The organism is Niallia alba (assembly GCF_012933555.1).
Classification (GTDB): Bacteria; Bacillota; Bacilli; order Bacillales; family Cytobacillaceae; genus Niallia; species Niallia alba.
Window position 1 is genome coordinate 3,988,162 of the sequence record NZ_JABBPK010000001.1, and the last position, 14,194, is coordinate 4,002,355.

9 protein-coding genes are annotated in these 14,194 nt (G+C 33.3%); all 9 read right to left on the reverse strand.

Features of this window, described 5'->3' with window-relative positions; genetic code table 11:
* Positions 1–167: 167 nt before the first annotated feature.
* Positions 168–1,427: an extracellular solute-binding protein gene (locus HHU08_RS19150; RefSeq protein WP_016203842.1), complete on the reverse strand. Its 1,260-nt coding sequence runs from the start codon at positions 1,425–1,427 to the stop codon at positions 168–170.
* A 14-nt stretch (positions 1,428–1,441) separates the two neighbouring features.
* Positions 1,442–2,989 (reverse strand): response regulator, encoded by a 1,548-nt coding sequence (locus tag HHU08_RS19155; protein ID WP_016203843.1) that lies wholly within the window; start codon positions 2,987–2,989, stop codon positions 1,442–1,444.
* A gap of 4 nt (positions 2,990–2,993) precedes the next feature.
* The gene (locus HHU08_RS19160) at positions 2,994–4,781 is read right to left on the reverse strand and encodes a cache domain-containing sensor histidine kinase (protein WP_169189058.1); all 1,788 of its coding nucleotides are present in this window, start codon (positions 4,779–4,781) and stop codon (positions 2,994–2,996) included.
* Positions 4,782–5,211: 430 nt separating this feature from the next.
* Entirely contained in the window at positions 5,212–6,993 is a 1,782-nt protein-coding gene (locus HHU08_RS19165; RefSeq protein ID WP_016203845.1) for a glycoside hydrolase family 66 protein, read from the reverse strand.
* Between the two features lie 188 nt (positions 6,994–7,181).
* Positions 7,182–8,168 carry a carbohydrate ABC transporter permease gene (locus tag HHU08_RS19170; RefSeq protein ID WP_016203846.1) on the reverse strand — a complete coding sequence of 329 codons (987 nt, stop codon included), beginning with the start codon at positions 8,166–8,168 and terminating at the stop codon, positions 7,182–7,184.
* 5 nt (positions 8,169–8,173) lie between these two features.
* Entirely contained in the window at positions 8,174–9,034 is an 861-nt protein-coding gene (locus HHU08_RS19175) for a carbohydrate ABC transporter permease (RefSeq protein WP_169189059.1), read from the reverse strand.
* On the reverse strand, positions 9,031–11,301 hold the full coding sequence (locus HHU08_RS19180; protein WP_016203848.1) for a DUF5696 domain-containing protein: 2,271 nt from the start codon (positions 11,299–11,301) through the stop codon (positions 9,031–9,033). The genes HHU08_RS19175 and HHU08_RS19180 overlap by 4 nt, the downstream gene beginning before the upstream one ends.
* The gene (locus tag HHU08_RS19185; RefSeq protein WP_169189060.1) at positions 11,295–13,319 is read right to left on the reverse strand and encodes a YIP1 family protein; all 2,025 of its coding nucleotides are present in this window, start codon (positions 13,317–13,319) and stop codon (positions 11,295–11,297) included. Before HHU08_RS19185 ends, HHU08_RS19180 begins: the two co-directional genes overlap by 7 nt.
* A gap of 1 nt (position 13,320) precedes the next feature.
* Positions 13,321–14,190 carry a carbohydrate ABC transporter permease gene (locus HHU08_RS19190; RefSeq protein WP_016203851.1) on the reverse strand — a complete coding sequence of 290 codons (870 nt, stop codon included), beginning with the start codon at positions 14,188–14,190 and terminating at the stop codon, positions 13,321–13,323.
* Positions 14,191–14,194 lie beyond the last annotated feature (4 nt).

Here is a 14,194-nt window from a genome sequence, read left to right on the forward strand (position 1 = left end):
TAATATATTTTATTAGAGAGGATAAAGCGATTAGTAGAAAATTAATGCAGTACAGCAAAGAATATTTCCAAAATGATTCAATAAACAGACACTTTGTCATGGAGACAGATTCTTCATCGCATTAACGAATAATGTAGTAAAGAATCTCTCCCCATGCTCCAACTTATTTACTGTAATACCAAATCCATTTTCCTTGCTGCTTTGGTTAATTCCTCTTCTATATTCGTTTGTCCAGAAAATATTTGCTTTAAGCATTCCGTATAGATGCTTTCTATTTTCCTCCACTCTGCAATTTGTGGTCGTAAAAAGGATTGATCGATGCTCTGTACATACGCTTTATAATAAGGATATTCCTCCACCATCTCATCCTTCAATACGGTTTTGTTTGTTGGAAGTAATCCTTCCATTAAAAACCTTTTTTGAGGTTCCTCTGTGGTCATCCACTTCACAAATTCCCACGCCTCCTCTACATGCTCTGTCCCTTTCGTTATACTAAGTACCTCTCCACCTAAAACAGATCTTCTATCTTTGCTTCCAGGAAAAGGTGCAGCTACCGTATGACTGATAATATAATCTATCTGTTCCTTTGCATTCACATTATAGAACCAAGGACCTTCGTCAATCATGATGTACTTCTCTGATAAAAGCCCATCCCACAAATCGTAGTTTCCACTAATTGTATTTTCGTTAAGCTTTTTTTGTTGATAAAGCGCTAACATTTTTTCAACTGCTTGTATACTTTCTTCACTATTAAAATAACCTGTTGCCTTTGTATTCCTATCATTTAATAAATTCCCACCAAGTCCATAAAAATATGGTAAACTCTGCCATGCATTCATTCCAGCCATGCCTAAAAGCACTGGATTTTTTTCAATAATTTTCATTAATTCGTCCATTGTCTCTGGCAGTTTTTCAATATGATATTTCTTTAATAGCTCCTTATTATAAATAGCAATTTTCGTATTTGTATTCACTGGTAACCCATAGTATTGTCCCTGGTATAAGCTAGTTTGTAACGGGACTGGATATAAGTTGTCTTTAACACGTTCAAAGTCCCCGAATTGATTAACTGGATAGAGCAAATGCAAATCGGCAAACTTAGATACCCAAGTGATATCCATTCTAATAATATCTGGCGGCTTATTAGCAGAAGCCTTGGAAATAAGAGCAGACATCAATTGGGAATTATAGGACTGACTTACAGGCTTTATTTCAATAGATGGATATTTCTGTTCGAATATCGGAATAATTTCATTTTCAAAAATCTTTGTTTCATTTTCATTATAGGTATGCCAAACAACAAGTTGAACTTTTCCGCTATCTCCTTGTTTCACCTCGTCATTTTTATTAATAATAGATGTATTATCACAACCTACTAGAGAAGCACATATTCCAAAAAACAATAAAACTGATCGAATTTTGAACATTGTCAGCACCCTCTTTATCCTCCATTCTGCTTGTAAATCCGATATTCTCCTGGCGACATTCCTGTTACTTTTTTAAATAACTTACTAAAATATTTTACATCATTAAACCCAGATTCTTCTGCCACTTCATAGATTTTTTTTGTGGAATTTTTTAACAACCCCTTCGCCTTTTTAATACGCAATTCAATTACATAGTCAATAAAATTTTGATGAACTAATCGTTTAAATAAAATGCTAAAATAATTTCTGCTTATATGAATATGGGAAGCAACAATTTGCAACGTTAATTCCTTTGTGAAATTCGCATGAATATATTCAAGAGCCTTTTCCACCAATTCATTTTCCGTATATGTTTTTTTCCATGTACTATGACTAATTTCTTCATATAAATCAAAAAAAGACGATAGTATTTGAATGACGGAATGAACGGATTCTGCGGTCTTTACCCGTTCCATATGTTCCATCCATTGTGTAACCTCTATTTTATTCATAAATAAAATGCTAACAATCTCACAAGCCTCTTTTCGAACAGTATCTGGTGTATATTTCTGTTGTCTCCAGTGTATAAATATTTCTTCCAGAATACTTCTTGCTTTTGTTTCTTCGTATGGAAATAAAAGTGCCTTTAATTTTTCATAATTTACACTCTCTGTTTTTATCTTTCCATCTATTTCGTCATCATAACAAAATTGTAGTTGATTAGGCTCAAAAAAATGTTTGCTACAAGCTATATAACTTCTTTGATAACCAATTGGGAGATCATACAAATGCTCAATCGTCCTATATCCATAATAAAAAGAAATAGTTGTAATTTTAGTAATCAATTTTTGTAAATAATGAATGACCTCTATAGGATCTTTTTCTATTGGGCATAGATAAAACATTTCCACATCACTTATTGGAAAGAGAATCCCTTTCCCATGTTCTTCATAATACAAAGCTTGTATTTCTTCTAATAGTAAACTTTTATATAAGATGCCTTTCTCTTCCTCTACCTTTTGAATATCTTTCATTTTGATATAAATAGTTATAAAGGAGCTATCATCTGGGAAAAATTGTGTTAATTTTTTCACTTCTGTTTCCCCAAGCAATACTTTTCTAACTTCCTGTGCCATTTTCTTTTTCTCTAGCAACAAGTTTGTTTGATTGGCAATTCTTAATGCCTCCTCTTCTTCTTTTTCTTTTTTTAGCTTTTTTGTACATTTTTTTATTATTTGTAAGAAAGCATCTGGTTCTAGACTTGCCTTTAGTACATAATCAATCGCTCCATACTGTAGCCCTTCTCTTATATATTCAAAATCATTATAGCTGCTAACTAAAATTACTTTTAATTTTGGAAATAATGCTAATGCTTGTTTCATTAAATGAATCCCATCCATTACTGGCATCTTTATATCTGTAATAAGTATATCTACTTGATGGTGCTTTTGAATGGCATCTAATGCTTGTTTTCCATTAGAAAAATCCCCTATTAAATGTAATCCTTCCTCTTCCCATTTTATAGAAGATTTTAGCCCAAAACGAATAATCGGTTCATCATCTACGATTACGACTTGATGCATCTACTTACTCCTCCCTTCTAGGTAGTAGCAATAACAATTTCACTGTTGTTCCTTCTTGACCACTTTGTACATCAATCTTTGAAGTAAGATGAAAATAAAGTCTGACAGAATCATATATATGTTGAAATCCTATTCCCAGTATTTTATTATTAGATTCGGAGAGATTCTCCATATCATTTAATAGTTTCGTATCAAAACCCTTTCCATTATCAGAGATGATAATTTCCACCCCATTATCTATTGCTCTCCCAGTTATTCTTACAAGTCCTTCTTTCTCCGTTGGGACAATGCCATGAAAGATTGCATTTTCAACAATAGGCTGTAGCAGCATACTTGGAATCATAAATTCTTCTGTAGCCTTATCTATATCTAAAACAAGACGAAATTCTTGCTCGTAACGGATTTGTAAAATAATCATAAATTTTTTTACGATTTCCAATTCCTCTTTCACAGAAATAAAGGTCCCTTTTTTCCCCATGCTTACTTCTAATAATGTTAATAATGAGGATAACGCCATATCTGCTTTTTCATTTTGGTTAAATTTAATTAACCATCGAATCGTACCTAGTGTATTAAATAGGAAATGAGGATGAATTCTATGTTTAATCGCACGTAATTCTGCTTCTTTTTTTTGATTTTGTTCTTTCTTAATTTGTTGTAATAAATGCTCTATTTCCTGTATCATTTTATTAAATTGCTTACTTAATATTCCTATTTCATCATTGGAAGTTACCTTTGTTCTTACGTTGAAATTTCCATTCCCAGCACTTTTCATTTGAATAGTCAACTGACTAATCGGCTGGACAAATTTTCTCGCCAATATACTTCCTATAATAATGGCTACAATACCAATTAATAAGCTACTCCATAAAGCAATCTCACGAATCTTTTGTAATTCACCTGTTAACTCATGTACAGGTACAACCCCAATAAGAAACCAGCCATTATTTATTTTTTCTTTTATTCCATAATATTTAACTCCATGATCCACAAATTCAAATTCTCTATTGCCATTTTGAATTTGCTTCAATAATGCTTGCTTCGTTACACCTTGATTCAAATGATTTAATGTTGGGTCTACTGTAATATTTTCTGCTTTCTCATCCACTACAAAAAAAACACCTGAATTTCCTAGTTTTAACTTATTTAGTATATCCAATATACCCCTTCCATCAATAAGTACTTGAATATATCCTATGTTTTGTAATGTATCAAAATTTTTCATCACCCTACTAACTGGTAAAAACAACTCATTCGATTGGCCTGCACCACTTAAATAATCATAGGTTAATCCACTCCAAACCGATTCTCCGTCTTTTTCGGTAGCCTCTTTCACCCACTCCTGTTCTAACAAGTTTATTCGTTCTCTTTTATAGGGAGAATAGGAGCCACTCCCCCAATTTGTACCATCTTCTTTCAATACATAGATTGCACGTACGAAGGAACTAGAATATATACTAGCATTTAATACTGATGTTATATATTCATTGTTTTTCGTCTTTTCAAAAGAAGAAATGGTTGGATCAGTATCTTGTATAACCATTTCTTGTAGTGAAATATTGCTATATATTTGATCCAACTGATCTGTTCCACTGGTAAAAATATGTGAAAGCGCAGCAGCAGCTTGTTGTGTAATAAGTTGTGATGATTCTCTTACTCTATCTTTAATCATATTTTTGGAAAATAGGTAAATTAAAGAACTAATAAAAATAGCAGGGATTAAACCAACGATTAAAATGGTGAAAACTACTTTTACGGTGAAATGATCTTTTAACCAGTTGTATATTAGCATACAATCCCTCTCTCGTCCTTTCTTCACTATAATCCTATCATAAAAACGCATACATTTTATTGTTTTCTTTTATTTTCGTAAACGTTTTCGTTAGAGTTGGGTTTCCTATAAGAAAAACGTAAGCGCCTTGCTCATCGCCGTACAAACTGGAGGGGCATCGACAAACATGAAGAGCGTAGTCAATTCAATATTGGCTTACGCAAAAGAGTGGATCCTGAAGTTTGATAGGCGGTTGATCTAGACATCCTTCAGATCTCAGAAAACTTCCATATCCTTAAACAAAGGGTCAAAACACACAAAGTAATTATCCCATTCAATTGTAGTAACTGAAGTACTTAAATTCACTACAAATGGAGATCACTTTTGAGGTTAGACCCTTTTGAACTACCTTTTATGTCATACATTACTATCTTTGCTTATGAAATGGCGTTTATTTATACTCTACAACAACCATATCCCAATATTTTAATGATAGAAGGGTAATTGTCGCTTTTCCATCCTTTTGCTTAAATTTAATTTCTTGTGCAGAGCCATGATTGATATCAGGAGATGCCACCCATATTTTATCAATTTCTTCTTTCACATCTATGGTTAATGGAATATCCTTGATTTCTTGCGGCTCTGCCTGTATTCCTTGATTATCTTTCCATTCTAGTGTTGTTGCATCTGTAAAGTTAATCAAATGATATATTTCTTTCTTATCTTTTGCTTTTGTGAAATTCCAAATAGACCCTACTGCAGGATAGTTCTTTATTTCTTTCTCTTCACTTTTCACCATTTTTGTAATTTCCTTCACATCATCACGAAGAAGATTTTGATAGGCTACTAGAAAATCATAATAATGAACTAACTGCTCCTTCAGCTCTGTGGATATTGTTAAATTTTTGTGCGGAAAATATTCCTTTGATAACATATTCTCCCCTAATTCTAAATGAGATCCACCAGCAGCAAATATAACGGCATTCGTCATTAAAATCCCTGGCGTATTGAACATTCCTTGAAAATCAGAAAGCTCATAATTCATATAAGCTGCAAGGACAGAATTTAACTCCCCTTTACTATAATAATCATTTTGATCAATTACTTTTTTTACAGATTCATACGTTGGCGCACTCCATATTTCAGAGTACATAAAATTAATAGGTGCTTCTGCAATCTCTTTTTGGGCATATTGATCAACTGCATTCATTACGATATCTTTTTGTAGCTCTTGCTTTGCTTTTTCAAGAAGAGGCGTATAGGTTTTACTAAGATCTATTTCTTCTCCTTTTCCATTCCAAAGTCTTCCTCTATCCCCTAATTGATCGACATGCCAACCATCAAAGTCTAAATGTTGAAATACATCCTTTTGGGTGTTTATAATATACTCCTGCCATTCTGGATTAGAAGGATCCATTAAATAAATATCACTAGCCCACGAGTCTGGAAGATCATGAGAATCCTGAACCTTGCCTTCTGCATCTTTAAAGATTCCCCATTCTCTTTCTACCCCATTTTCTTCATATCCCTCAAATGCACCAAAAAGGAGATTATAATTCATCGCCTTCATATTTTTGTCATGTGCTAATTTAATATAATTTTCAATTGTTTGCTTAGAAACTACACGATTAGCAATATCATTCCATTCCTCTGCAAGTACTCCATTTTCTATCTTAGCAGGCTGATCATGTCGATAAAGCCAATCATAGAACTGGAGCCCATTAATATGATATCTATTTAAATTATCAATCACCTTTTGCTGTCCTTCTTCACTCATGGAAGGAAAATCCGCAAGATATCCATATCTAGGAAATTTACTCCAATCAGTGGATACATCTACAGCAATATTCTGATGGTCTAACGTCTTCTTTCCATCCTTCAAGAACACTTCAACCATATATCCTTTATAGTCATCCTTACCTGGATCCCATTCCCAGGAATACGTGCTTGCATTCGTTAATTGTATCTTCTGCTCCTCCACATCTTCTGCAAGATGCTTATATTTAATAATTAAATCGCCTTTTTCCACTTCCTTTTGAAAGGTAAGCTGAAAGGTTATCTTCTCACCTGGAGTATACACTGCCTTATCTGTATGTACCCCTGTTATCCATTGACCAGGATTCTCCACATTAGGAAGTGATGAATCAGAAGCGTTTGATTTACAAGAGATAAGTGTAGGCACTGCTAATAGTAAAGTAATAAGAACCGTCCACTTCGTCTTTTTACTTGCCATATCTATCGACTCCAATCTTTCGAAATTATTTTTTTCATACACAAATACCAATACAGCTAACGATCTTTGATGATGTCGAATCCCATTTTTTATCTCTCTCCAAAATAATAATGAGGAGATATTTTAATCAAGTGGAGACTCTCCACCTGATTTCTTTCATTCACTCTTACTTTTCCAATAAAGCAAGCTTATTCTCCAGTAATACCCGATTTATCAATACTTTCTACAAACCATCTTTGCACAACAAGGTACATAAGTGCTAAAGGAAGGATAGAAATTAATGTACCAGCAAACGCCTTAGCCTCTGTAAAGTTCATATTTGGATTTTTGTCGAAATCCCCACCACCACTCGATTGAGCTACTTGACCAAAGCTTTCCTGAATATCTCCTAATAAAATCGGTACCGTTTGCATCTTTCCATCTAAATAGAAAGATGTTAAAAATGTCTCATTCCAATATAGTGCAAAGGCATACACTCCAACAATGATAAATGCTGGACCCACCATTGGAAGGGCAATCGTCAAAAATGTTCGAATCGGGCCTGCTCCATCTAAGTATGCTGCCTCTTCTAAAGCACTCGGCATCATTCTAAAAAACTGAAAAAATATCAGAATGAACAGTGCTGCTTGTTCCCCTTGCCCTGTTAAAGCAGGGACTGCTAATGCCCCAATATTCCCTTTTAGACCTAATTCCGTAAATATTTGAAATCTTGGAATGAAAAAGAGTGTTTTTGGTACGATATACGTAAATATCATTAAAATAAACACTAAATTCTTTCCTCTAAAATCGAATCTTGCTAATCCATAACCAATAATCGCAGATGAGATAATCACACATAGTGTCGATGTTCCTGCTAACAAAATAGTTGTTAAATAAGAACCTGGTAGTTTTAACGCTTTCCATGTCATCTCATAGTTAAAGGTATAAAAGCTACTTGGAATCCATTCAATACTATTATCCACTAAATCTAAATTGGACATTAAACTTACAGAAAACATATAAATTATTGGATAAAGAAACACAAACCCAAAAATAATCAATACTAAGTAAGTTGCTACTTTATATAGAATCCCATCACTCATATTCATCCCGAATAGTTTTTTCTTTACTGGTGGAATTATCTTTTTCATTTTTTCCTGCCACTGATTATACGTTTCTAGTATGCTACTCCCCACTTTACTCACCTCGCCTCTTTCTTTTTACTCCGTGTGCCAAAATATAGAATCCCGATTAGAGCTATTTGAACAAAGGTATAAAGAATGGAAAGTGCGGATGCATATCCATCTCTTCTTGAACCATCATATTTCGATTCTAATATAATTCCATTAATAGGATTTGTATCAAAATTAGCTAGGAAAACTACTAAGAAAACCACACATAAACTAACTAAAGGGTAGATGGTCGGCAAGGTAATCTTCCAAAAGGCTACCCATTTAGATGCCCCATCAATAGACGCAGCTTCATACATATCTTTGCTAATTTTCTGCAAGGAAGCTAGAAAGATAAGGACTGGAACTGCACTGTACCATAATAATTGGACAATTAACTCAAAGGTCGAGACGATGAGCTTTACTAAACTTGCCGATGGAATGACGATAGAGATAGCATCTAAAATCAATGGATTTGACGAAAAGGACATACCTCCATACGTGCTCATATTCTCCATCATTTCCCCACTCAATATAATAATTGGTAAGAAGAAGAGCAGGCGGAAAAAAGATTTTCCTTTAATTTTTTGATTCAGTAGCATGGCAATAATAACTGATAGTGCAATAATAATCGGAACATATATTAATGTACTAATAAAGAAGTTTTGGGCAGCAACTACAAAATCAATTTCTTCAAATAAAATCCTTTTATAATTCTCCAACCCTACCCATTTGTAGCTCCATCCAGTTTTATTTCCAAACATCACATTAAAAAAGCTCATATAAATCGTTCTATATAATGGATATGCAACAAATGCCAAAAATCCTATTATCCATGGACTAATAAATAGCACACCTGTAAATGCTTTTTTTTGTTTCATACTTAGTTTCATAGAATCACGAACCCTTTAGCTTTAATTTCCACTCCGTCAAGCTGATAATCGATTGTATTATAATTGATGATAATCTCTACACTATTGCTGTACGTAGCTTTGACAATTCCTTTATCAATGATCATATGATTAATCATTTCACTGCCAATCGTTTCTTTTAAAGCTTTGTTAATTAAATCATACGATTCGTTCATACGTTCACCAATATGCTCCATTTGCGAAACATAAATATTGCTTGAAGCGGTTTCCTTTAAGTAATAGGTAGATTCTCCAGTCAGTACATAGGACGGATAAATACCAAATTCGATTAATTTTAACGCTTCATCTCGATCATTAGATGAAAAATTTAAATATGGTGAATACATCTCTTTATACCCGCTCAATACTAACGAAACAAATGGAATCGTCGAGTCAGTTACCATTAATTCAGAGGAATAAATTGGTGCATCATAATATTTATCGATATATTTGTAAAGGTAGGCATCTGGAGCATACACACTTGTTTGCACATTATTTTCTTGCAAATAAGTAAGAAGCTGCTTCGAGTACTCCAATCCCTCTGTACTACTTCCAATCTTTCCTTTGTCATAATGAGTAAATATATTTCCACCCATCCCATCTAAAGCAACAGATTGAATATCATATTTATTGAATTGTTTTAAGTCGTTTTCAGCAAAACTCTGATAATATTTAGGATTGTTCATAAAGTTTAATAGATTTTTACTTGTGTTATAGACTGAAAAATCCTGCCTGTTCATTTTACTAGCTGTAAACTTTGTTTTTTCATAATAAGATTGTGCATAATCCAAATAGTATTGAAATGAAATTTTATTTTCTTTAAAGAATTCTATTGCAGATTGAAAATCTCTTTTTCCTCCAAGCTTCCCTAATACATCAAAGCGATAGCTATTATATTTATCTAAATAGCTTTTATACGTAATCGATAAATTATCCATTCCTTTATCGATTAAGTCTTTCGTAATCTCTTCTGATTGTTTATACGTCGTTGTTGGAATCGTCTCTAAACCTAATGTTCCTAATCTCATTTCGTTTGTAATAAAATCAATTTTCATAGGGATCTTCTCAAACGAGGTAGAAACACTTTTACTTAACCCATCTTTTTTCTCTAAAAATTGTCTATATTTTTTCGCAATTCCAACATAATTGGCTTGAGAGTCATCAACAAATACATATCGTTGGACTAAATCAAAAGAATTTGGGTCTTTTTGAAATCCTAGTACATGCTGCTCTTCATTTACCCGACTTTGGAATTGAGCATAAGTTGTTCGATAATTATAGGAAAAATAAGATTGATAAAACGGAGTCGTGGAATCCTTTGATTCATAGTTATAAGTAGCATAGCTATCTCCACTCTCTGCTATAACTAGAACTCCCGTCTTATCGACTTCATGTACAACTCCATATACTGGTAAGCTTACTTTTTCCAACTGCTTAACAGATAGTTTTTTTTCACTTAACTTTCCAATGTTTTCATACCCCGTGTCTTTACCAAAAACCGGTGCAGAATATGCTCCCTTATATTTAGGCTTTTCATCTAAACGAATAATGGCACCAGATCCATCTGGAACAACTATATAGCCATCTTCTTTCTCACGAACACTTCCAAAAAACGGATAAACAATCATTTCGCTTAAAGAAATATCATTGTTTCCAGCCTTCCATAAATTTGGATTGTATTCATCAATACTTTCTCTTGGTACATGTACTAACAAATCCCCACCTTGAACGGTAACAAATAAATCAAATTTTATTTTTAATGTGGTAAAGTCAATAGTACTCTTAAAACCGTTTTCAAGTATTTCATACGATTTCTCTACATTATTATCTAATGCCGTTTTTCTATTAGGTGTAAATTTATCATACGTAATCAAGGAGATACCTGATTGAATATAGTTTTTAATTTCTTGGCTATCTTCTTTTTCTCCTACATTTTCTTGTAGATCATAAGAATACCAAACGTAGCCATTACTTTTTTGTTTCACTGCAATAGCAATCGTTTCTTCTTCTAAATAAAGCTCTAATTGTTCATTCTCTGCTACCTTTTTAAAGGAAGATGGAATCGTTGTTTCCTCATACTGAAACTTGGAGGATATAAATTCATCATTTACTGTAATTTGTTCAAAATGATCTTTTTCCACTTCTATTCCATAAGCAACATCTTTTGAGTTCACCCAATAGATTAGACCAATAACTACTGCTACAAGCAATAGAGTGCTTACAACATAAATGCCTCTTTTTTTTACCATCGTTTACTTACCTCCGTAACCACATCAAACAAGAAGCTGATTAATTGATTACCTACTGAATATAGAACAAATAAGAACAATCCAATGATCAGCATAGTGAATACACTTTTAACAATCACGCTAAATGTTTCTCCCACATGATAGTTATGAATATCCTTTATCATAAAGAAGAGCATAAAAGCTATCCAAACAAACATAGCCTGTAGTGGAAGCTTAAAGAATACAATTTGTTCTAAAGTCAGTCCATTGCTTACTAGTACTACAATCGGAACTACAAGAATAAGCGGACTTAGGACGTATGCGGTACCATTATATACACTAGAAAAACTTCCTTCTCCATCACTAATGGTAGCTACTAAATAGCTTGATACTAGCCATAGGATGAACAGAAATACAACAATCATTAATTCATAAAGAATATATTCATTTACTGGTACAAAAAGTAAATTAGTATATTTATAGTATAAAAGGTATACTCCTACACAAAGAATAAATAGAAGCGTTGATGATCGTTTAGCCACTCTTTTCTCCCGATGAATTTCATAGAAACCATCCAATGGTCTTTTTAGAAAAGAGAAGATGTATAGAAAATCATCCACCATTTTGAATCTTTTGAGACTGTTCCATTTTTGAGCAAATTTCTCTAAATAGCGGTATTTTTTATTCAAGTACTTATTTGTGAGCCAAACTAATAAGGTTACAAGTAGCAGTTGGAAAATAGTTTGTAAATGCTGTTGAAACCATTCTTGTCTTATTTCCCAAAATGCTTCTGATATGCCTGTTGTATCATTGGCATCATTGTATTCCTCATAAGCCTTTTGGTATTCTCCTTCACGAAGATATGCATCGCCTAAACCAATATGAGCATTATCAAAGATAGAATTATACTTTAATGTATAGGCCCATAAATCTTTACTGTTTGTGTATTCTCCATCCTGGTATGCATTCATTGCTTCATGAACAGAATCTGCAAACTTTGTTGGTGCGTATGTTTGAATAAGATTTTGTCCTTGGTCGATTACAATCAATTCATCCGTAGAAGTTGCTGCAATACTAACTGGACGATTTAACAATCCGAATCTACTAGAACTAAAATCCTTTCCTCCAAATAAGAACAAAAGATCTCCTTCTGAATTGTACTCAAAAATCCACCCATCCGAACTTACTGCATACACATTATTGTTCTTACTAACAAAGATACTTTCCATTCCAAATGTACCAATCATTTTATCTGGGAAATAGTTTGTTCCAGAAACATTAAACTTCTTAATTGGATTCTTTTCAACAGAAGAGGTTACTGTATAAAGGAACCCTTTTGCATCTATGGCAATATTACTTGGAACATCAGGAAAAACCTTTTCTAATTTCTTTTCTTGTTTTTTCGTCAAAAAGAATGAACGAATTTGATCCAATAATGGGACCTTTAAAGGATTTGCCCCGAAAAAGGTGATAAACTCCCCTTCTCTATTTAACATCAGTAATCCGTTAACCGATTCATTATTTCTTACGTACATATTACCTCGAATATCTACAGCAATATGCGTTGGACTAAATTTATAGCCTTCTTTAAATATAGGAGAATCAGGCTCCCCTATTTCTTTCACTAACTCATGTGTGACTTTATCGAACACATAAATTTTGCTCTCAAAGCTGTCCACAACATATATTTCATTTTCTGTAACAAAAGTACTTTTTATAGCAGAGAACTTTTCACTTGTTAGTTCTCTAACAAATTGTAATTCTTTATCTAATATAAATACTTTATTTAGTGTACTATCTGTTATATAGATATAATCTTCTTCATCAACAAAGGCATGTTCTGCCGTTATTAATCGCTCGCCATTAATAACGCCAAGCTGCTGCACAGGATTATAAGCAGTCTGTGTATCAATTAACTTCCCATTATGGTCACTCGTATAGGTGTAATAAGGGGATTGGGCAAATACGGATGTATTGCTGGAAAATAAGATAAACACACTACTAAGCATGATGATTGTAAGTTTCCATATCCTTCTCATATTACTTAATCCCCGTATGAGCCATGGAGTTCATGACTTTATTTTGTAAAAAGATAAATAACAGTAAATTTGGTAAAAACATAATTAACCCTGCTACAGCAGATAATCCAGCGCCAGCAACAATATTTCCAGATTGCGCTACTAATGTGTCTAAATAGAATGGAAGCGTTCTAATGGACTCCTTATCCATAAATAGAGAAGAGCCTTCCGAATTCCCCCAGCTTGCTTGGAATGTTAAGATTGCAACCGTTACAAGTGCTGGTTTTACTAAAGGAAGAAGAACGCTCCAGTAGATTCGTAGATTACTTGCCCCGTCCATTTTTGCCGCTTCTAACAATTCATTCGGTACTTGATCCATAAATTGTTTCAATAAAAAGATTCCTATTGGCATCGCAAGCAATGGAATAATATGTGCCCAATACGTATTAAAGATACCGATATTTACAATAATAAAGAACCTTGGAATAGCTACAGCCACTGGTACAAACATTAAAGCTAGTGTGTTTATTTTATCCAATGCCTTTTTCCCTTTAAACTCCATTTTCGACAAAGCAAATGCTGCCAAAGAGCTAATTAGTAAAGTAAAAAGGATAACTAAAATAGTTGTAAATAAACTATTAAATACATATCTTGACAACGGAATACCAGACTCTGCTGAAAAATTAAACAATAGCTTAAAGTTTTCAAACGTCGGTTGTCTTACAAAAAACCGAGGTGGATACGCAAATAGTTCGGTAAATGGTTTAAAAGCATGGTTTATAATAAAAAGAATAGGGAGTCCCATAAATATGGATAATATAGTTAACGTTAGATGGAACTTCCACTGATCCTTATGAAATTTCTTTGGATTAAACTTTATGGAGCTTGCCAAAGCA